The sequence below is a fragment of the Streptomyces sp. NPDC093591 genome, assembly GCF_044764885.1.
Classification (GTDB): domain Bacteria; phylum Actinomycetota; class Actinomycetes; order Streptomycetales; family Streptomycetaceae; genus Streptomyces.
In genome coordinates, this window is the sequence record NZ_JBIWIY010000024.1 from 24,617 (window position 1) to 44,957 (window position 20,341).

A 20,341-nucleotide genomic window follows, 5' to 3' on the forward strand; every position below is an offset into this window, starting at 1 on the left:
TCGGGGTTGGCGCGGGAGCGGCGCGGGGTCAGGCCGTGACCTTCTCCGGCTGCACGGCCTCCCGGGCCGTACGCTCGCCGAGCTGCTCCGTCGGGATCTTGGCGGTTTCGCGGGCCGAGAGGGCGGCCACGACCGGGGGCACGCACAGGGCGGCCGTGAACAGGGCCACCGCGGTCCAGTCGTCGCCGTTCGGGCCGGCGATCTGCGCGGCGAAGGTGACCGCGAAACCGGCGACCGCGAAGCCGATCTGGGTGCCGATGGCCATCCCGGACAGGCGGACCCGGGTGGAGAACATCTCGCCGTAGAAGGAGGGCCACACGCCGTTCGCGGCGCTGTAGACCACACCGAAGGTGACGATGCCCAGCAGCAGGGTCAGCGGGTAGGAGCCGGTGGAGATCGACCACAGGTAGAGGAACATCATCACCGCGCTGCCGGCCGCGCCGACCAGGAACACCGGGCGGCGGCCGATGCGGTCCGAGAGGGTGGCCCACAGCGGGATCGCGGCGAGCGCGACCAGGTTGGCGAGAGCGCCCACCCACAGCATGGAGGACTTGCTCATCCCGACCGAGTCGCTCGTGGCGTACGACAGCGCCCACACCGTGAAGATCGTGCTGACGGAGGCGACCAGCGCACCGCCGATCACCCGCAGCACATCCGCCCAGTGCTCCCGCATCAGCACCGCGAGCGGCATCTTCGCGACGCCCTCGGTCGCGGCCTGCTGCGCGAAGGCCGGCGTCTCGTCCAGCTTGCGGCGGATGACGTAGCCGACGACGGCGACCGCGATGCTCATCCAGAACGGCACCCGCCAGCCCCACGACAGCAGCTGCTCCTCCGGCAGCGCGGCGACCGGGATGAAGACCAGGGTGGCCAGCAGCTGTCCGCCCTGGGTGCCGCTCAGCGTGAAGCTGGTGAAGAAGCCGCGCCGGTGCGGTGGCGCGTGTTCCAGGGTCATCGAGTTGGCGCTGGCCTGCTCACCGGCGGCCGAGATGCCCTGCAGCACCCGGCACAGCACCAGCAGGACGGGCGCCAGGGTGCCGACCTGGTCGCGGGTGGGCAGACAGCCGATGAGGAACGTCGACACGCCCATCAGGATCAGTGTGAAGACCATGATCTTCTTACGGCCCATGCGGTCGCCGAAGTGCCCGAGGAACAGCGCGCCGACCGGCCGGGCGGCATACGCCACACCGAACGTCGCCAGCGACAGCAGGGTGGCGGTCGCCGGGTCGGACTCGTCGAAGAAGACCTCGGGGAAGATCAGCGCGGCGGCGCTGCCGTAGATGAAGAAGTCGTAGTACTCCAGGGCGCTGCCGATCCAGGCAGCCATGGCCGCTTTCTTCGGCTGGCCGACGGGGGTGTCGGGGACTGACACAGGGGTGCTCCTTCGAGGGATCTCCACCATAGGGGGGAGTGAGCGGAGAGAAGAGGCGCCGGATCCCTGGGGTGACGGGTCGGCTGAGCCGGGTGCTACCCGGCTAATTAACCCACTGGATAGTTAGTAGCGGATGGCTACGGATGTTGCGCTCCCGTTTCCCGGGTGTCAAGGGGTTGTGCCGGACGACCTCAGTCCGCCGCGCGCTCCGCGGTCAGGTAGGCGATCACCATGTCGCCGAGCATCGCGCGGTAGTGCTCGCGCTGGGCCGGATCCACCAGGTCGCGGCCGAACAGGGCGCCGAAGGTGTGCCGGTTGGAGACCCGGAAGAAGCAGAAGGAGCTGATCATCGCGTGCAGGTCGACGGCGTCGACGTCGGCCGTGAACAGGCCGGACCTCTGCCCCGACTCCAGGATCCGGCCGATCACGTCGAGGGCCGGTGAGCCGATCTTGCCGAGCTTCTCGGAGGCGGCGATGTGTTCGGCCCCGTGGATGTTCTCGATGGAGACCAGGCGGATGAAGTCGGGGTGCTGCTCGTGGTGGTCGAAGGTCAGCTCGGCCAGGCGGCGGATGGCCGCCACCGGGTCCAGGTGCTCGACGTCGAGCTGCTGCTCGGCCTCCCGGATCACCCCGTACGCCCGCTCCAGCACGGCCGTGAACAGCTGCTCCTTGCCGCCGAAGTAGTAGTAGATCATCCGCTTCGTGGTGCGGGTGCGGGCGGCGATGTCGTCGACCCGGGCGCCGGCGAAGCCGACCCGGGCGAACTCCTGCGTCGCGACGTCGAGGATCTCGGCCTGGGTGCGGGCGGCGTCACGGATCCGCCCGTTCGGTCGTGCCGGTTCGTCGACGCTGGTCATCGGGTTCCTTCGGCGAGGTGCGAGCGTGCCCCCGGTGGCTTGCTCGCGTGCCGGTGATTCTAGAAGGCCCCTGACCGCGCGTGCGGGGCCAGGCCTTCCCAAGCGTCCCCGCCTCCTGCTATGACTAACTCACCAGTTCGTACATTAGTGAGCCGCTCAGGAGGTCCCCCGGTGGCCAAGGACGCCAAGGACTCGTATCTCGTCGGGCTGATCGGCTCCGGCATCGGCCCGTCGCTCAGCCCGGCTCTGCACGAGCGGGAGGCCGACCGGCAGGGTCTGCGCTATCTGTACCGGCTCATCGACATCGACGCGCTCGGCGCCGCGCCCGAGGCCGTGGGCGACCTGGTGCGGGCCGCCCGTGACCTGGGCTTCGACGGCCTCAACATCACGCACCCGTGCAAGCAGCTCGTCCTCGGGCACCTGGACGCGCTCGCCCCGCAGGCCGAGGCGCTGGGCGCGGTCAACACCGTCGTCTTCGAGGACGGCCGGGCCGTCGGCCACAACACGGACGTCACCGGCTTCGCCGCCTCCTTCGCGCGCGGGCTGCCCGACGTGCCGCTGGAGAAGGTCGTGCAGCTGGGCGCCGGAGGTGCGGGCGCGGCCGTCGCGCACGCCATGCTGACGCTCGGCGCCGAGCGGGTCACCGTGGTCGACGCGCTGGCCGACCGGGCCGCGGACCTCGCCGGGGCGCTGAACCGGCACTTCGGCGCCGGCCGCGCTGCCGCGGCCACGCCGGATCAGCTGGGCCGGCTGCTGAGCTCGGCCGACGGCATCGTGCACGCGACGCCCACCGGCATGGCCGCGCACCCCGGCCTGCCCTTCGCCGCGGAGCTGCTGCACCCCGGGTTGTGGGTCGCCGAGGTGGTCTATCGCCCGCTGGAGACCGAACTGCTGCGCACGGCCCGCGCGGTGGGCTGCGCCACTCTGGACGGAGGCGGGATGGCTGTCTTCCAGGCCGTGGACGCGTTCCGCCTGTTCACGGGGCGCGAACCCGACAGCGCGCGGATGCTGGCGGACATCGCCGAGCTGGCGGGGCCCGTGGGAAGCCCGAGGTAGGACGGACAGGACAGGTAGGAAGAGGTATCGGCATGCGTACGTCCATCGCCACCGTCTCCCTCAGCGGATCCCTCACCGAGAAGCTCACGGCCGCCTCCCGGGCCGGTTTCGACGGTGTGGAGATCTTCGAGAACGACCTGCTGGCCAGCCCGCTCACCCCCGAGGAGATCCGCGGCCGGTGCGCCGACCTCGGCCTCACCATCGACCTGTACCAGCCGATGCGGGACATCGAGGCCGTGCCCGCCGACGAGTTCACCCGCAATCTGCGCCGCGCCCGGCACAAGTTCGAGCTGATGCGGCGGCTCGGCGCCGACACCGTCCTCGTCTGCTCCAGCGTCCACCCGCTCGCCGTCGACGACGACGCGCGCGCCGCGTACCACCTGCGCCGGCTCGCCGACCTGGCGCAGGAATTCGGCATCCGCGTCGCCTACGAGGCGCTCGCCTGGGGACGGCACGTCAGCACGTACGACCACGCCTGGCGCATCGTCGAGGCCGCGGACCACCCGGCGCTCGGCACCTGCCTGGACAGCTTCCACATCCTCTCCCGGGGCAGCGATCCCAAGGGAATCGAGGAGATTCCCGGCGAGAAGATCTTCTTCCTCCAGCTCGCCGACGCCCCGCTGCTCGCGATGGACGTCCTGCAGTGGAGCCGCCACTACCGCTGCTTCCCCGGGCAGGGCGGCTTCGACGTCGCCGGACTGGTGCGCCACGTTCTGAGCACGGGATACGACGGCCCCCTCTCCCTGGAGGTCTTCAACGACGTGTTCCGCCAGGCCGAGGCCGGCCCGACGGCCGTGGACGCCCACCGCTCCCTGCTGGTCCTGCAGGAGACGGTCGGCCGGGCCGCCCCGCCCGCTCCCGTCGTCCCCACCGGCGTCGCCTTCGCCGAACTGGTCACCCCCGACGCCGAACCCGTCTCGGCCGTACTCGGTGCCCTCGGCTTCGCCCGCACCGCACGGCACCGCAGCAAACCGGTCGACCTGTGGGAGCAGGGCGAGGCCCGCGTCCTGGTGAACACCGGGGGCTCGGCCCGCCGCGACGGCACCGGACTCGCCGCCATCGGCCTGGAGTCACCGGACCCGGCCGGGGCCGCTCGCCGCGCCGAGGCCCTCCTCGCCCCCGTCCTGCCCCGCCGCCGCGCCCCCGAGGACGCCCCACTGGACGCGGTCGCCGCGCCCGACGGCACGGAACTCTTCTTCTGCGCCACGGACCTCCCCGAACTGCCCAACTGGCGCGCCGACTTCGGGGAGGTCGAGCACGAGCCGGCGGCGCCGGGCGTGCACCGCATCGACCACCTCGCCCTCACCCAGCCCTGGCACCACTACGACGAGGCGACCCTCTTCCACCGCAGCGTCCTCGGCCTGCACGCCCAGGAGAGCGTCGACGTCGCCGACCCGTACGGCCTGATGCGCAGCCGCGCCGTCACCAACCCCGACGGCAGCGTCCGTATCGCCCTGGGCGTCGGCGCGGCACCGACCGACGACACCGTGCACGCCCAGCACATCGCGCTGGCCACGGACGACGTGGTCGCCGCGGCCCGGCGCTACCGGGAGGCGGGCGGACGTCTGCTGCCGATCCCCGCCAACTACTACGACGACCTGGGAGCGCGGTACGAGTTCGCGGACGGCGAGCTGGAGACGTATCGCGAGCTGGGCATCCTCTACGACCGGGACCCGTACGGCGAGTTCCGGCACTGCTACACGGTGACGGTCGGCCGCGTCTTCTTCGAGCTCGTGCAGCGGGACGGCTACCGGGGCTACGGCGCCCAGAACGCGCCGGTGCGGCTTGCCGCCCAGCACGTTCTCAGGCCCGGCCGGTGAACCGGCCTACTGGCGGTTGACGGTCCGGGTCACGCCGGCGATGACCGTCGTGGCGAGGATCCAGCCGGTGAGGACGAGGACGTACGACAGCCACTGCTGCCCGCCCTGCGGGGCGAACGCCGGTTCCTGCCCGAAGGAGATCACCGGCAGCAGCAGGTCGAGGGTGTAGAAGAACGGGTTGAAGTGCGGTGCCTCGTCCGCCTTCAAAGGCGGGGGCGCGTCCACCGCGAAGGCGACCGAGCCGACGGCGAGCAGGGACAGCAGCCAGCCCAGGGCGCGCATCGGCCGGAAACCGTAGCCGACCGTGGCGTCCTGGACATGGCCCCACAGTCGGCCGTACCAGGGCAGCGTGGTGCGGTGGTGGCGCTGCTTGGCGAGCTGGACGAGGCGGGCCGCGTGGTCGTCGCCGGTGCGGCGGTAGGCGGCCGTCAACTGCTCGTACCCGTGCGGGTCGAACGTGTCCTCGTCCCGCTCCAGCATGGGCAGTCGGCGATCGGGCGGCACGTGCGGGGTCAAGGAGGTGTAGGTGAGGTCGAGCAGGCGGACCTGGTCCGGGAGCATCTCCGGCTCCAGGTTGAGGTGTTCTATCTGCGAGCGGCGCAGGTTGAGCATGCCCTCGACCGGCGGGCCCTTGCGCAGCCACACCTCGCCGATGACACAGCTGCTCGCCCGCATCGCGGTGCCGCCGGGGTTGGACAACCGGCTGTACAGCAGGTCGAGCCGACCGGGTATGCGGGCGCCGCGCAGGTCGATACGGCCGTGCGCGCTCAGCCGCCTGCCGAGGACGTTGGCGCCCACGTCGAGGGCCTCGGCGTTGAGGACGAAGCCGCCGGGATGACTCAGCTCGGCGTTCTCCAGCCGGAGCGAACCGCTGACCGTGGCGCCGTTGAGCCGGACCTCCCCGCGCGTGCGCAGCCGGGACGCGCACAGGTCCTCCCCGACGGTCACCTGGTGGAGCTGGAGCACCGGTCGCTCATTGCCCTCCGGAGCCGTGACCTCGGCACTCTCCAGATACAACGCCCCGGCCACCTGCGCCCCACCGAGCCGCACCGGCCCGTCGAACCGGCAGCTCGTCAGCCGCAGCCCGCCGTCGACCCGGACCCGCGCGGACGCAAGACCCGGCAGCCGGGACCCGGTCAGATTGAGGTACTTCAGCTGGGCGCCGGAGAAGTCCGGGACCTCGTCGAAGCGGCAGTGACTCAGGCGTACGACGCTGTCGACCGTCGCGTACCGCAGGTCCAGAACGCCGGTGATCCGCGCGCCCTCCACCTTGAGGGCGGCCACCTCCCCGCTCTCCACCGGGCCGTCGAGGAGCAGAGCCCTCAACACCGTGGCGCGGACGGTCCGTTGGGGTCCCCAGTCGGTGTCGTCGGCCGCGCTCTCGTCCTGCGCCGCGCGGAACTCCACGGCCTCGCCCCGGGGAAAGGCCTGCCACACCCGCAGTTCGGCCGGCGTCAGATCGTTGATCTCCATCAGCGGGGACTCTGACGCCGGCCGCCGAACCTGTCAACTCAAGGCGGCCCGCGGCCGGACGGGCAGCCCTTCGTTCCCTACGCCCTGGCGTTCCACTCCGCGATCACCGGTCGGCCGTGCTCCGTCGAAAGGCGGCTCACCGTGCCTGTCGCCAGCTGGAACAACCGCCCGTCCGCCGGGGCCAGCCCCAGCCGACGGGCCGTCACGACGCGCAGGAAGTGGCCGTGCGCCACGAGGACGACGTCGCCGTCGAGCAGCGCCACGTCCACGCGGGCGAGCACCCGGTCGGCACGTGCCCCCACCTCGGCCGGTGACTCACCGGGGTGAGCGTCCGGTCCGGGCGGGACTCCGTCGGTCCACAGGTACCAGTCGGGGCGGGAGCGGTGTATCTCGGCGGTGGTGATGCCCTCGTAGCCGCCGTAGTCCCACTCGTGCAGATCCGGCTCCGGTACGGCCCCGGTCACGCCCGCCAGTTCGGCGGTGCGGACGGCGCGGCTCAGCGGGCTGGTGAGCGCCAGGGAGAAGGTCCGGCCGGCGAGGAGCGGGGCCAGAGACTTGGCCTGTTCCTCGCCGGCCTGGGTGAGGGGCAGGTCGGTGAAGCTGGTGTGCTGTCCCGACCTGCTCCACTCCGTCTCACCGTGGCGGACCAGCAGGAGATCCCCCACGGCCCGCTACTCCTTCGACTCGACGGCGTGCCCGCCGAACTGGTTGCGCAGCGCCGCGATCATCTTCATCTGCGGGGAGTCGTCCTGGCGGGACGCGAACCGGGCGAAGAGGGAGGCGGTGATCGCGGGCAGCGGTACGGCGTTGTCGATGGCCGCCTCGACGGTCCACCGGCCCTCACCGGAGTCCTCCGCGTAGCCCCGCAGCTTGCCCAGGTGCTCGTCCTCGTCGAGGGCGTTCACCGCGAGGTCCAGCAGCCAGGAACGGATGACCGTGCCCTCCTGCCAGGAGCGGAACACCTCGCGGACGTTGTCCACCGAGTCGACCTTCTCCAGCAGCTCCCAGCCCTCGGCGTAGGCCTGCATCATGGCGTACTCGATGCCGTTGTGGACCATCTTGGAGAAGTGCCCGGCGCCGACCCGGCCGGCGTGGACATAGCCGTACGGTCCCTCCGGCTTGAGCGCCTCGAAGATCGGCTGCAGCCGCTCCACGTGCGCCTTGTCGCCGCCGACCATCAGGGCGTAGCCGTTCTGCAGGCCCCACACCCCGCCGGAGACGCCCGCGTCGACGAAGCCGATGCCCTTCACTCCGAGTTCGGCGGCGTGCTTCTCGTCGTCCGTCCAGCGGGAGTTGCCGCCGTCCACCACCGTGTCGCCCGGGGACAGCAGATCCTTGAGCTCGTCGATGACGGTCTGCGTGGCGGTGCCGGCCGGGACCATCACCCACACCGTGCGCGGCGCGTCGAGTTGCCCGACCAGCTCTTCGAGGCTCTTGACGTCGGAGACCTCGGGGTTGCGGTCGTAGCCGACGACGGTGTGGCCGGCGCGGCGGATCCGCTCGCGCATGTTGCCGCCCATCTTGCCGAGACCGATGAGACCGAGCTGCATATCAGTTCACTTCCTTGAGTTCACGGTAAGCGGCCACGAGAGCGGCGGTGGAGGCGTCCAGGCCGGGGACGTCCGCGCCCTCGGTCAGCGCGGGCTCGACCCGCTTGGCGAGGACCTTGCCCAGCTCGACGCCCCACTGGTCGAAGGAGTCGATGTTCCACACGGCGCCCTGGACGAACACCTTGTGCTCGTAGAGGGCGACCAGCTGACCGAGGACCGACGGGGTCAGCTCGGGGGCGAGGATCGTGGTGGTGGGGTGGTTGCCGAGGAAGGTGCGGTGCGGGACCTGCTCCTCGGGCACCCCCTCCGCGCGCACCTCGTCCGCGGTCTTGCCGAAGGCGAGCGCCTGGCCCTGGGCGAACAGGTTGGCCATCAACAGGTCGTGCTGCGCCTTGAGTTCGTCGCTCAGCTCGGCGACCGGCCGGGCGAAGCCGATCAGGTCGGCCGGGATCAGCTTCGTACCCTGGTGGATCAGCTGGTAGTAGGCGTGCTGCCCGTTGGTGCCGGGCGTACCCCACACCACCGGACCGGTCTGCCACCCCACGGTGTGGCCGTCACGGTCGACCGACTTGCCGTTGGACTCCATGTCGAGCTGCTGGAGATACGCCGTGAACTTCGACAGATAGTGCGAGTACGGCAGTACCGCATGCGACTCGGCGTGGAAGAAGTTGCCGTACCAGATGCCCAACAGGCCCATGATCAGCGGGGCGTTGGCCTCGGCGGGCGCGCTCTTGAAGTGCTCGTCGACGATGCGGAAGCCGTCGAGCATCTCCCGGAAGCGGTCCGGGCCGATGGCGATCATGAGCGAGAGGCCGATGGCCGAGTCGTACGAATACCGTCCGCCGACCCAGTCCCAGAACTCGAACATGTTGTCCGGGTCGATACCGAAGTCCGCCACCTTCTCGGCGTTCGTCGACAGCGCGACGAAGTGCCGGGCGACCGCCTTCTCCTCGCCGCCGAGCCCGGCCAGCAGCCAGGAACGGGCCGAGGTGGCATTGGTGATCGTCTCGATCGTGGTGAACGTCTTGGACGCGACGATGAACAGGGTCTCCGCCGGGTCCAGGTCCCGGACCGCCTCGTGCAGGTCGGCGCCGTCGACGTTCGACACGAACCGGAACGTCAACTCCCGTGCCGTGAACGGGCGCAGAGCCTCGTACGCCATCGCCGGACCGAGATCGGAGCCGCCGATGCCGATGTTGACGACGTTGCGGATACGGCGGCCGGTGTGGCCGGTCCACTCGCCGGAGCGGACGCGGTCCGCGAAAGCGCTCATCTTGTCGAGCACCGCGTGCACCTCGGGCACGACGTTCTCGCCGTCGACCTCGATCGCCGTGTCGGCCGCGGCGCGCAGGGCGGTGTGCAGCACCGCCCGGCCCTCGGTGACGTTGATCCTCTCGCCCCGGAACATCGCCTCGCGCAGCCCGAACACGTCGGTGGCGGTGGCCAGTTCCTGCAGCAGGGCGAGCGTCTCGTCGTTGATGAGGTGCTTGGAGTAGTCGATGCGCAGATCGCCGACGCGCACGACGTACCGCTCGGCGCGGGAGGGGTCGGCCGCGAACAGCTCACGCAGCCGCGGGCGCTGCAGCGCGTCCGCGCGGTGGTCCTCCAGGGCCACCCACTCGGGGCGCCGGGTGAGCCGGGGGGAGTCGGACAGCGAGTCAGACATGGTCGGGGGTCTCCTTGGTGGCCTCGCCCCGCAGGGCGATGGCGTACATCTCGTCCGCGTCGAGGCGCCTGAGCTCCTCGGCGATGAGTTCGGAGGTGGTGCGGACCTTCAGCGCCAGGGTGCGCGACGGCTGGTCCGGCAGGGACAGCGTGGCCAGCGGGCCCTCGGGACGGTCGATGACGATCTCGCCGTTCTCGGTGCCCAGGCGCACGCCCGTGACGACCGGTCCGGCGGTGACGACCCGCTCGGCGGTGACGTGCAGGCGGGCCTCCAGCCAGCGGGCCAGCAGCTCGGCGGCCGGATTGTCGGCCTCGGCCTCCACGGCCGCCGAGACGATCGGCACCCGCGCCTGGTCCAGGGCCGCGGCGAGCATCGAGCGCCAGGGGGTGAGCCGGGTCCACGCGAGGTCGGTGTCGCCGGGCGCGTAGGAGCGGGCGCGGACCTCCAGGTCGGCCAGCGGGGTCTCGGTGGTGTACAGGTCGGTGATCCGGCGCTGGGCCAGCGCCCCCAGCGGGTCCTTCGAGGGGTTCTCCGGCGCTTCCACCGGCCACCACACGACCACCGGCGCGTCCGGCAGCAGCAGCGGCAGCACCACCGAGTCGGCGTGCTCGGACACCTCGCCGTACATCCGCAGGATCACCGTCTCGCCGGTGCCGGCGTCCGCGCCCACCCGGACCTCGGCGTCCAGGTGCGAGCGGGTGCGGTCGCGCGGGGTGCGCGCGTGCCGCTTGATGACGACCAGGGTGCGCGCGGGGTGCTCGTGCGAGGCCTCCTCGGCCGCCTTGATCGAGTCGTACGCGTTCTCCTCGTCCGTGACGATCACCATCGTCAGGACCATGCCCACGGCCGGCGTGCCGATCGCGCGGCGGCCCTGCACCAGCGCCTTGTTGATCTTGCTTGCCGTGGTGTCGGTCAGGTCGATCTTCATGGCCTGCGCCAGCTCCGTCCGTCTCGTGCGAGCATCTCGTCGGCTTCCTCGGGTCCCCAGCTCCCGGACGCGTACTGCGCCGGCTTGCCGTGGGTGTCCCAGTACTCCTCGATCGGGTCGAGGATCTTCCAGGACTCTTCCACTTCCTGGTGACGGGGGAACAGATTGGCGTCCCCGAGGAGGACATCCAGGATGAGCCGCTCGTACGCCTCCGGGCTGGACTCCGTGAACGACTCGCCGTAGGCGAAGTCCATCGTCACGTCCCGGATCTCCATCGAGGTGCCCGGCACCTTGGAGCCGAACCGCACCGTCACGCCCTCGTCCGGCTGGACGCGGATGACGATGGCGTTCTGGCCGAGCTCCTCGGTGGCGGTCGAGTCGAAGGGGGAGTGCGGTGCCCGCTGGAAGACCACGGCGATCTCGGTGACCCGCCGCCCGAGCCGCTTGCCGGTGCGCAGATAGAACGGCACGCCCGCCCAGCGCCGGTTGTCGACGTTCAGCTTGATCGCGGCGTACGTGTCGGTCTTCGACGCCGGGTCGATGCCGTCCTCCTGGAGGTACCCGACGACCTGCTCGCCGCCCTGCCAGCTCGCCGCGTACTGCCCGCGCACGGTGTGCTCGCCCAGGTCCTCCGGCAGCTTCACCGCCTTGAGCACCTTCAGCTTCTCGGTGAGCAGCGAACCGGCGTCGAAGGCGGCCGGCTCCTCCATCGCGGTCAGCGCCATCAGCTGGAGCAGGTGGTTCTGGATGACGTCACGGGCGGAGCCGATGCCGTCGTAGTACCCCGCCCGGCCGCCGATGCCGATGTCCTCGGCCATCGTGATCTGCACATGGTCGACGTACGACCGGTTCCAGATCGGCTCGAACATCTGGTTGGCGAACCGCAGCGCCAGGATGTTCTGGACGGTCTCCTTGCCCAGGTAGTGGTCGATCCGGAAGACCTGCTCCGGGTCGAACACGTCGTGCACGATCGCGTTCAGCTCCCGCGCGCTCGCGAGGTCGCGGCCGAACGGCTTCTCGATGACCGCCCGCCGCCACGACCCCTCGGGGGCGTCTGCCAGGCCGTGCTTCTTCAGCTGCTGCACGACGTTCGGGAAGAACTTCGGCGGTACGGAGAGGTAGAAAGCGTAGTTGCCGCTGGTGCCGCGGGCCTTGTCGAGCTCGTCGACGGTGCTGCGCAGCTGCTCGAACGCCTCGTCGTCGTCGAAGGCGCCGGGGATGAACCGCATGCCCTCGGCGAGCTGCTGCCAGACCTCCTCGCGGAACTCGGTGCGGGCGTGCTCGCGCACCGAGTCGTGCACGACCTGCGCGAAGTCCTGGTCCTCCCAGTCCCGGCGGGCGAACCCGACGAGGGAGAAGCCCGGCGGCAGCATCCCGCGGTTGGCGAGGTCGTACACGGCCGGCATCAGCTTCTTGCGGGACAGGTCGCCGGTGACACCGAAGATGACGAGGCCGGACGGGCCCGCGATCCGGGGCAGCCGGCGGTCGCGCGCGTCGCGCAGGGGGTTGTCCCAGTCGGGGGTCTCAGAGATGTCGGAGGTCATTCCGCGTCAGCTCCCTTGCTGCCGAGCGACTTCTTCACGGCGTCCAACAGGTCCTGCCACGCCACCTCGAACTTGGCCACGCCCTCGCCCTCCAAAAGGGTGACGACGTCGTCGTACGAGATCCCGAGCGCCTCTACGGCGGCCAGGTCGGCGCGGGCCTGCGCGTAGCCGCCGGTGACCGTGTCGCCGGTGATCTCGCCGTGGTCGGCGGTGGCGTTCAGGGTGGCCTCGGGCATCGTGTTGACGGTGCCGGGCGCGACCAGCTCGTCGACGTACAGGGTGTCCTTGTACGCCGGATCCTTCACACCGGTCGAGGCCCACAGGGGGCGCTGCTTGTTGGCCCTGGCGCCGGCGAGGGCGGTCCAGCGATCGCCTGCGAAGACCTCCTCATAGGCCTCGTAGGCCAGGCGGGCGTTGGCGAGCGCGGCCCTGCCCTTGAGCGTGAGGGCCTCGTCCGTGCCGATCGTCGTCAGCCGCTTGTCGATCTCGCTGTCGACGCGGGAGACGAAGAAGGAGGCCACGGAGTGGATGGCGGAGAGGTCCAGGCCCTTGGCGGCGGCCTTCTCCAGACCGGCCAGGTAGGCGTCCATCACCTCGCGGTAGCGCTCCAGGGAGAAGATCAGCGTGACGTTGACGCTGATGCCCTGCGCGATGACCTCCGTGATGGCGGGCAGGCCCGCCTTGGTCGCCGGGATCTTGATCATCGCGTTGGGGCGGTCGACCAGCCAGGCCAGCTGCCTGGCCTCGGCGATCGTGGCCGCCGTGTCGTGGGCGAGACGCGGGTCGACCTCGATGGAGACCCGGCCGTCCCGGCCCTCGGTGGCGTCGTACACGGGCCGCAGGACGTCGGCGGCGGCGCGGACGTCGGCCGTCGTCATCATGCGTACGGCCTCGTCGACGGTGACACCCCGCACGGCGAGGTCGGCGAGCTGCTCCTCGTAGCCCTCGCCGGAGCCGATGGCGGCCTGGAAGATGGACGGGTTGGTGGTGACGCCCACGACGTTCCGGTTCGCGATGAGCTCGGCGAGGTTGCCCGACTCGATGCGCCCCCGGGACAGGTCGTCCAGCCAGATCGAGACGCCTTCGTCGGCAAGGCGCTTCAGCGTCCCCGCGGTCGCGGTTGCTTCGGTGGTCACAGTGATCATCTTCTTTCTGGCGCTCGGATCAACCGCGGGCGGCGGCGAGGGACTCGCGGGCTGCGGCGGCGACGTTCTCGGGGGTGAAGCCGTACTCGGCGAACAGGGTCTTGGCGTCGGCGGAGGCACCGAAGTGCTCCAGGGAGACGATGCGTCCCGCGTCGCCCACGAACCGGTACCAGGTCAGTCCGATACCGGCCTCGACCGCGACCCGCGCCTTCACGGCCGGCGGCAGGACGCTCTCGCGGTACTCGCGCGGCTGCTCCTCGAACCACTCCACGGACGGCATCGACACCACCCGGGTACCGATCCCGTCGGCCTCCAACCGCTCCCGCGCGGCGACGGCGAGCTGGACCTCGGAGCCGGTGGCGATGAGGATCACCTCGGGCGTCCCGGAGGAGGACTCGTGGAGGACGTAACCGCCCTTCGCCACATCGGAGTTGACCGGCAGCGTCGGCACACCCTGGCGGGTGAGCGCGAGGCCGTGCGGGGCCGGATCGGTGGAGTGCCGCCTGAGGATCTCGGCCCAGGCGACCGCGGTCTCGTTGGCGTCGGCGGGGCGGACGATGTTCAGGCCCGGGATGGCACGCAGCGAGGCCAGGTGCTCGACGGGCTGGTGGGTCGGGCCGTCCTCGCCGAGACCGATGGAGTCGTGCGTCCAGACGTACGTGACCGGCAGCTGCATCAGCGCGGACATGCGGACCGCGTTGCGCATGTAGTCGGAGAACACCAGGAACGTGCCGCCGTAGACACGGGTGTTGCCGTGCAGGGCGATGCCGTTCATCTCCGCGGCCATCGAGAACTCGCGGATGCCGAAGTGGATGGTCCGGCCGTACGGGTCGGCCTCCGGCAGCGGGTTGCCCTCGGGCAGGAACGAACTCGTCTTGTCGATGGTGGTGTTGTTGGAGCCGGCCAGGTCCGCCGAGCCGCCCCACAGCTCGGGGACGACCGCGCCCAGCGCCTGGAGCACCTTGCCGGAAGCGGCGCGGGTGGCGACCGACTTGCCCTCCTCGAAGACGGGCAGGGCGTCCTCCCAGTCCTCCGGCAGCTGCCCGGCGACGATCCGGTCGAACAGCCGGGCGCGCTCGGGGTTCGCGCCGCGCCACTTGTCGAGCTGCTTGTCCCAGGCGGCGTGCGCCTCGGCGCCCCGGTCGAGGGCCTTGCGGGTGTGGGCGAGGACCTCGTCGGAGACCTCGAAGGACTGCTCGGGGTCGAAACCGAGGACGCGCTTGGTGGCGGCGATCTCGTCGGCACCGAGGGCGGAGCCGTGGGAGGCCTCGGTGTTCTGGGCGTTGGGGGCCGGCCAGGCGATGATCGTGCGCATCGCGATGATCGAGGGGCGCTCGGTCTCGGCCTGCGCCGCCCTGAGCGCCGCGTACAGCGCGTGGACGTCGATGTCACCGTTGTCGGCGGGCTCGATCCGCTGCACATGCCAGCCGTACGCCTCGTAGCGCTTCAGCACGTCCTCGGAGAACGCGGTCGCGGTGTCGCCCTCGATGGAGATGTGGTTGTCGTCGTAGAGGAAGACCAGGTTGCCGAGCTTCTGATGGCCGGCGAGGGAGGAGGCCTCGGCGGAGACACCCTCCTGGAGGTCGCCGTCGGAGACGATCGCCCAGATGGTGTGGTCGAACGGCGACTCGCCCTGCGGGGCCTCGGGGTCGAACAGGCCGCGCTCGTAACGGGCGGCCATCGCCATGCCGACCGCGTTGGCGACGCCCTGACCCAGCGGGCCGGTCGTCGTCTCGACCCCTGCCGTGTGCCCGTACTCGGGGTGGCCCGGCGTCTTCGAACCGTGCGTCCGGAAGGACTTGAGGTCGTCGAGCTCCAGCTCGTACCCGGCGAGGAACAGCTGGGTGTAGAGAGTCAGCGAGGTGTGGCCGGGGGAGAGGACGAAACGGTCACGCCCGGTCCACTCCGGGTCGGCCGGATCGTGCCGCATCACCTTCTGAAAGATCGTGTACGCGGCCGGGGCGAGGCTCATCGCGGTGCCCGGGTGGCCGTTCCCGACCTTCTGCACGGCATCGGCTGCCAGCAGTCGGGCCGTGTCGACGGCACGCCGGTCGAGTTCGGTCCATTCGAAGCTGTCCGGTGTCTGCGTGCTCATCTTCAAAAAATCCTCGATCGGAGCGAAGTGGCTGGTCCAACGCGTTCAAAAGTAAAAGTCAGACTTTTATGAGGGAAGGTCGGCGTGTGTCAGGCTGTGGTGAAAATGGGACACCGCCGCCGAAACAGCGCACGGCTGAGCAGGGGTGGCGCGCAACTGAGGCGGCACGAGACGGACATGGTGGATACAAGGGGCGAAGGCGGCGGCGGAGTCGACGGAGGGATCAGAACGTTCCCCTTCCCCGTCGAGCTGAGCGTCGGCGGCGTCGGCATGCAGATCGGCCCCATGGGCGGCACCGACCACGCCTGGCATGCCGACGAGGCGCCGCTGGAACGCGTGCACCGCATCGACTTCCACGTCGTGATGCTCTTCAGCCGCGGACCCGTGCGCCACATGATCGACTTCACGGAGTACGAGGCGGACGCGGGCGATCTGCTGTGGATCCGCCCCGGACAGGTCCATCGCTTCTCACGGACGAGCGAGTACCGGGGGATCGTCCTCACCATGCAACCGGGCTTCCTGCCACGCGCCACGGTGGAGGCCACCGGCCTCTACCGCTACGACCTCCCGCCCCTGCTCCATCCCGACGAAGCCCGGCTCGCCGCTCTGCGCTCGTCCCTCGCCCAACTCCGACGCGAGTACGAGGACACCACGACCCTCCCCCTGAGCCTGCACACCGCGGTCCTGCGCCACTCGCTGACGGCCTTCCTGCTGCGCCTGTCCCACCTCGCCGCGAGCTCGGCAGAAGCGGCGCGCGAGCAGGCCGACACGACCTTCACGCTCTTCCGGGACGCGGTGGAGCAGGGCTTCGCCACCAACCACAGCGTCAGCGCCTACGCCGACCAGCTCGGTTACTCCCGCCGCACCCTCGTCCGCGCGGTCCGCGCCGCGACCGGTCAGACGCCCAAGGGTTTCATCGACCGACGCGTGATCCTGGAGGCCAAGCGGCTCCTGGCCCACACGGACCTGCCGATCGGGCGGGTCGGCGCGGCGGTCGGCTTTCCCGACGCCGCGAACTTCTCCAAGTTCTTCCAGCAGCACACGGAGGTGACGCCGGCGACGTTTCGGGCGGAGCTGCGGTGACGCACGCTCCTCCGGCCGGTCCGCGAGGGGGTGTCGGTTGCCTGCGACGATGCCCCGCGAGGACCGGCAGGGGGGCCGGTGGGCCTCGCGGGGCATCGTCAACACGCCGGTCAGCGCGCGAAGTTGAACCAGTTCACGTTCACGAAGTCCGACGGCTGACCGCTGGTGAAGGTGAGGTATACGTCGTGCGTGCCGGTCACCCCGCTGATGTTCGCCGGGACGGTCCGCCACGACTGCCACCCACCGGTGTTGGCCAACGCGAAGCTTCCGACGGGCGCGTTGCTGCGGCTGTCCAGGCGCACCTCGACGAGCCCGCTGACGCCGCCCGCCGCACCGCTCGCCACCCGGGCCACGAACTGAGTGGCCGCCGAAGAGCCGAAGTTGACGCCCCTGTACAGCGCCCAGTCGCCGTTCGCGAGGGAGCCGATGTTCTGTCCGCCGCCCGAGTCGGACGTCGTCTCGGTGCTGGCCCCGCCCTGGCTGTCGTACGACTCGGCCTGGATGGCGCTGTAGGCGTCACGGTTGCCCGTCGGCGGAGGTGTGGTACCGCTCCCACTGGACGACAGCACCTGGACGTAGTCGACGACCATCGGCACGCCGGACCGCGTGTCGCCGTCCAGGCCGCCGCCGAAGGCGTCCGGGAAGGCGCCGCCCATCGCCACGTTCAGGATGATGAAGAAGCCGTGGTTGGTGGCGTTGGACCAGGTCGTCGCGTCCACCTGGCTCGCGTTGACCGAGTGGAACTGGGTGCCGTCGACGTAGAAGCGGATCGTCTCGGGGCTCACCGAGCGGTCCCACTCCATGGTGTAGGTGTGGAAGGCCGACTGGCACGTCGAGCCGGGACACGCCGTGGAGTTGCCGAGGCCGGTGGTCTCGTTGCACGGGCCGCCCGGGTTGGTCCCGCAGTGCATCGTGGCCCACACGGTGTTGCGCCCCTGGACGTTCTCCATGATGTCCAGCTCGCCGACGCTCGGCCAGTTCTGGTAGTTGCCGCGATACGGCGCGCCCAGCATCCAGAACGCCGGCCAGTAGCCCTCGGCGGCGGTGCCGGTGACGTTCGGCATCTGGATGCGGCCCTCGACGCGTAGCTTGCCGCCGGACGGGGGCTGGAAGTCGGTGCGGTTGGTCTCGATGCGGCCCGAGGTCCAGCGGCCCGCGGAGTCGCGCAGTGGGGTGATACGGAGGTTGCCGTTGCCGTCGAGCGAGACGTTGCTGGTGCTGTTCGTCATCGTCTCGACCTCGCCGGTGCCCCAGTTGGCGGGGCCGCCCGGGTACGAAGTGCCGGTCGCGTACTGCCAGTTGGAGGTGTTGACGCCGGTGCCGGCGGTGCCGTTGAAGTCGTCGAGGAAGACCTGCGTCCAGCCCGACGGGGGCGTGGGCGCTGAGGCGTTCGCGGGCAGGGTGGCGGTCGTGGCGACCGCGGCCGCCAGACCGAGCGTGCTGAGTACGGCGATGAGCGCGCGTCGCCGTCTGGGTATGCCGGAGGTTGCACTCATGGGGGTGCCTCCCGGTACGGAGTGATGTGCGCGGGTGTGGGGGTGCGGCATCTGAGAGCGCTCTCAAATTGGGGCCAATGTGCTCTCCGTAGCCGGGGCCGTCAAGAGTTAAAGCAAGGAAAGTCCTTTGGGAGCGGGGAAGTTCATGCCATGAACGGGGTATACGTCGCTAAAGCGCACTCCCCGCCTTCCAGTCCACCCACGACAGGTTCCAGCCGTTGAGCCCGTTCGACGCTTCCACGGTCCGCTCGCCCGAGTTCTTCACGATCACCACGTCGCCGAGCATCGAGCTCTCGTAGAACTCGTAACCGGCCACGGAACTGTCGCTCGCGCCCTTCGCGTCGTGCAGACCGACGCACCCGTGGCTGGTGTTCTCGTTGCCGAAGACCGACGTGGACGCCCAGTAGTTGCCGTGGACGAACGTGCCGGACGTCGTCAGCCGCTGGGCGTGCGGGACGTCGGAGATGTCGTACTCGTCGCCGAGCCCGACCGTCGAGGACTCCATCCGCGTCTGCTTGAACCGCTCGCTGATCACCATGATCCCGGACCAGGTGGTGTGTTCGGGGTCGCCGCCGGTGACCGGGTAGGTGGCGATGGTCTCGCCGTCCCGGACGACCGTCATCCGCTTGGTGGCGAGGTCGACCATGCTGATCTGCTCGCGGCCGATGTGGAAGGTGACGTCCTTGGACTGCGTGCCGTAGACCCCGTCCGCGTCCTCGACGTCCTTCAGCCGGAGGCTGAGCGTGACGGTCGTCCCGGCCGCCCAGTACGTCTTCGGCCGGAAGTCCAGCCGGGTGTCGCTGAACCAGTGGCCGACCACGTCCACGGCGGGTTCGGCGGTGACCGTGACCGCCTTCTGTACCGCGGCCCTGTCGGCGACGGCGTGCGTGAAGTTGATCGACACCGGCATGCCGACACCGGAGGTGGAGCCGGCCTCGGGCGTGAAGTGGCCGACGAAGGTCTCGCCGGGGGACTTGGTGGTGAAGGTCGCGGTCGTGGCCGCCGATGCGCCCGCCGCCGTGGCCGTGACGGTGTACTCGGTGCCCGAGTACGGGTTCTGGTCCGAGGTCCACTTCGTGCGGGCCTCGTCGAAGGACCCCTTTAGCGCGGAGCCGTCGTCACCGGTGACCTTCACGGAGGCGAGCGTGCCGTCGGTCACGGTGATCTCGACGGGGCTGGTGAAGTCGGCCTTCTCGGTGCCGTCGGCGGGCGTGACCGTGATCGTCGGCTGCTTCGCGGAGGCCGCCGACTTCGCGTCCGGCGACGCTGAGGACGCGTCCGCCGACCCGCCGCACCCGGTCAGCGCCGCGGCGGGCACCACTCCGAGCACGGCGAGCACTCCGCGCCGGGACCACCTTCCCGGCTGCTGCTCCGACGGCTTCGATATGTGCGGGACGCCCACGGCACGCCTTCCTGAGATCTGTTGCGGTACGCGTGCATCGTGCAGGTTCTTCCTGGGTTGATCCTTTGAATCCCGGCACGGCAGGCTGAGATTCCTCTGAGGACGGCTCGGAGGACGACTCGGCAGAGAGAAGGGTCCAGACCGTATGGAACTCTCCTTCACCGGCCCGGTGATCGAATGGCGCGGTCCGGCGCCCTACTACTTCGTCCGGGTCCCGGAGGAGGAGTCCGCCGACATCCGCGAGGTGGCCGCGGTGGCCACGTACGGCTGGGGCGTGATCCCGGTCGAGGCCAGGGTCGGCGAGGTCGCCTTCGAGACGTCGCTCTTCCCCAGGGACGGCGGCTATCTGCTGCCGCTGAAGAACGCGGTACGCAAGCCGCAGGGACTCGGCTCCGGGGACGAGGTGGCCGTGGAGATGACGGTCCGCCTCCAGGGGTGAGGGGGCGCCTGGTCCAGGGAGGTTCGTTTGCGTTGTTTGTGCGCCTCCCGGTCGAAGACCGGCGGTCGGCCTGTCCGCGCCGCATTCGGTTGGCCTGCTGGTCGGCCCGTTCCGGGAGCCACGGCTAGACCTGTGCCCCCTGCGCATCAGGCAACGGCGCACCCGGACCAACGACCCAGGGGCACGGTCCGAATCGGCGCGCCGTTCGTCAGGTCGCCTGCCCTGTACGCAGTCGTCGCACATCCCGTACGAGCGCGTACAAGGCGCTGAGGAAGATCACAGCTCCGGCCGCGATCCAGAGGGCCGATGCCCCGGAGCGGTACTCGCGAACGGCGCCGACGAGCAACACCGTGCCGGCAAGAACGCCGAAGGCCGAGATCAGAGAGCTGACGCGGTTGGTCACACGGACATCATCACC

At 70.3% G+C, this 20,341-nt stretch carries 17 protein-coding genes; 4 read left to right on the forward strand and 13 right to left on the reverse strand.

Annotated features, from left to right (window positions below):
* Positions 1–28: 28 nt before the first annotated feature.
* Together ACIREI_RS39805 and ACIREI_RS39810 are read right to left on the reverse strand one after the other, a co-directional pair.
* The gene (locus ACIREI_RS39805) at positions 29–1,369 is read right to left on the reverse strand and encodes an MFS transporter (protein ID WP_403344050.1); all 1,341 of its coding nucleotides are present in this window, start codon (positions 1,367–1,369) and stop codon (positions 29–31) included.
* A 191-nt stretch (positions 1,370–1,560) separates the two neighbouring features.
* The gene (locus ACIREI_RS39810; RefSeq protein WP_403344053.1) at positions 1,561–2,226 is read right to left on the reverse strand and encodes a TetR/AcrR family transcriptional regulator; all 666 of its coding nucleotides are present in this window, start codon (positions 2,224–2,226) and stop codon (positions 1,561–1,563) included.
* Between the two features lie 171 nt (positions 2,227–2,397).
* Here ACIREI_RS39810 and ACIREI_RS39815 point away from each other — a divergent pair, with 171 nt between their 5' ends.
* Both ACIREI_RS39815 and ACIREI_RS39820 read left to right on the forward strand, forming a co-directional pair.
* Complete coding sequence (locus tag ACIREI_RS39815) at positions 2,398–3,282, forward strand: shikimate dehydrogenase (RefSeq protein ID WP_403344056.1); 885 nt, start codon at positions 2,398–2,400, stop codon at positions 3,280–3,282.
* 32 nt (positions 3,283–3,314) lie between these two features.
* Positions 3,315–5,102, forward strand: coding sequence for a bifunctional sugar phosphate isomerase/epimerase/4-hydroxyphenylpyruvate dioxygenase family protein (locus ACIREI_RS39820; protein WP_403344058.1), 1,788 nt, complete (start codon positions 3,315–3,317; stop codon positions 5,100–5,102).
* A gap of 6 nt (positions 5,103–5,108) precedes the next feature.
* Here ACIREI_RS39820 and ACIREI_RS39825 read toward each other — a convergent pair whose 3' ends face one another.
* From ACIREI_RS39825 to tkt, 8 genes are all read right to left on the reverse strand, one after another.
* Complete coding sequence (locus tag ACIREI_RS39825; protein WP_403344061.1) at positions 5,109–6,575, reverse strand: membrane-associated oxidoreductase; 1,467 nt, start codon at positions 6,573–6,575, stop codon at positions 5,109–5,111.
* A 77-nt stretch (positions 6,576–6,652) separates the two neighbouring features.
* Positions 6,653–7,240, reverse strand: coding sequence for a histidine phosphatase family protein (locus ACIREI_RS39830; protein WP_403344064.1), 588 nt, complete (start codon positions 7,238–7,240; stop codon positions 6,653–6,655).
* A gap of 6 nt (positions 7,241–7,246) precedes the next feature.
* On the reverse strand, positions 7,247–8,125 hold the full coding sequence (gene gnd, locus ACIREI_RS39835) for a phosphogluconate dehydrogenase (NAD(+)-dependent, decarboxylating) (RefSeq protein ID WP_403344066.1): 879 nt from the start codon (positions 8,123–8,125) through the stop codon (positions 7,247–7,249).
* A 1-nt stretch (position 8,126) separates the two neighbouring features.
* Entirely contained in the window at positions 8,127–9,779 is a 1,653-nt protein-coding gene (gene pgi, locus ACIREI_RS39840; RefSeq protein ID WP_403344359.1) for a glucose-6-phosphate isomerase, read from the reverse strand.
* A gap of 4 nt (positions 9,780–9,783) precedes the next feature.
* Positions 9,784–10,719, reverse strand: a complete 936-nt coding sequence (opcA, locus tag ACIREI_RS39845; RefSeq protein ID WP_403344069.1) for a glucose-6-phosphate dehydrogenase assembly protein OpcA — start codon at positions 10,717–10,719, stop codon at positions 9,784–9,786.
* The gene (zwf, locus tag ACIREI_RS39850) at positions 10,716–12,263 is read right to left on the reverse strand and encodes a glucose-6-phosphate dehydrogenase (RefSeq protein WP_403344072.1); all 1,548 of its coding nucleotides are present in this window, start codon (positions 12,261–12,263) and stop codon (positions 10,716–10,718) included. The genes opcA and zwf overlap by 4 nt, the downstream gene beginning before the upstream one ends.
* Positions 12,260–13,408 (reverse strand): transaldolase, encoded by a 1,149-nt coding sequence (tal, locus tag ACIREI_RS39855; protein ID WP_403344075.1) that lies wholly within the window; start codon positions 13,406–13,408, stop codon positions 12,260–12,262. The genes zwf and tal overlap by 4 nt, the downstream gene beginning before the upstream one ends.
* Before the next feature lie 19 nt (positions 13,409–13,427).
* Positions 13,428–15,503, reverse strand: a complete 2,076-nt coding sequence (gene tkt, locus ACIREI_RS39860; RefSeq protein WP_403344078.1) for a transketolase — start codon at positions 15,501–15,503, stop codon at positions 13,428–13,430.
* Positions 15,504–15,680: 177 nt separating this feature from the next.
* Here tkt and ACIREI_RS39865 point away from each other — a divergent pair, with 177 nt between their 5' ends.
* Positions 15,681–16,586, forward strand: coding sequence for an AraC family transcriptional regulator (locus tag ACIREI_RS39865; RefSeq protein WP_403344081.1), 906 nt, complete (start codon positions 15,681–15,683; stop codon positions 16,584–16,586).
* Positions 16,587–16,696: 110 nt separating this feature from the next.
* On the opposite strand, the gene ACIREI_RS39870 is transcribed toward ACIREI_RS39865, so the two are convergent.
* Entirely contained in the window at positions 16,697–18,082 is a 1,386-nt protein-coding gene (locus ACIREI_RS39870; protein ID WP_403344084.1) for a glycoside hydrolase family 16 protein, read from the reverse strand.
* A 169-nt stretch (positions 18,083–18,251) separates the two neighbouring features.
* A complete protein-coding gene (locus ACIREI_RS39875; protein ID WP_403344087.1) occupies positions 18,252–19,484 on the reverse strand; it encodes an Ig-like domain-containing protein in 1,233 nt (410 codons plus the stop codon).
* 145 nt (positions 19,485–19,629) lie between these two features.
* On the opposite strand from ACIREI_RS39875, the gene ACIREI_RS39880 reads away from it, so the two are divergent.
* Positions 19,630–19,923, forward strand: a complete 294-nt coding sequence (locus ACIREI_RS39880) for a DUF1905 domain-containing protein (RefSeq protein WP_403344090.1) — start codon at positions 19,630–19,632, stop codon at positions 19,921–19,923.
* A 208-nt stretch (positions 19,924–20,131) separates the two neighbouring features.
* Here the strand turns inward: ACIREI_RS39880 and ACIREI_RS39885 are convergent, their stop codons facing one another.
* Entirely contained in the window at positions 20,132–20,326 is a 195-nt protein-coding gene (locus ACIREI_RS39885) for a hypothetical protein (protein WP_403344093.1), read from the reverse strand.
* Between the last annotated feature and the right edge of the window lie 15 nt (positions 20,327–20,341).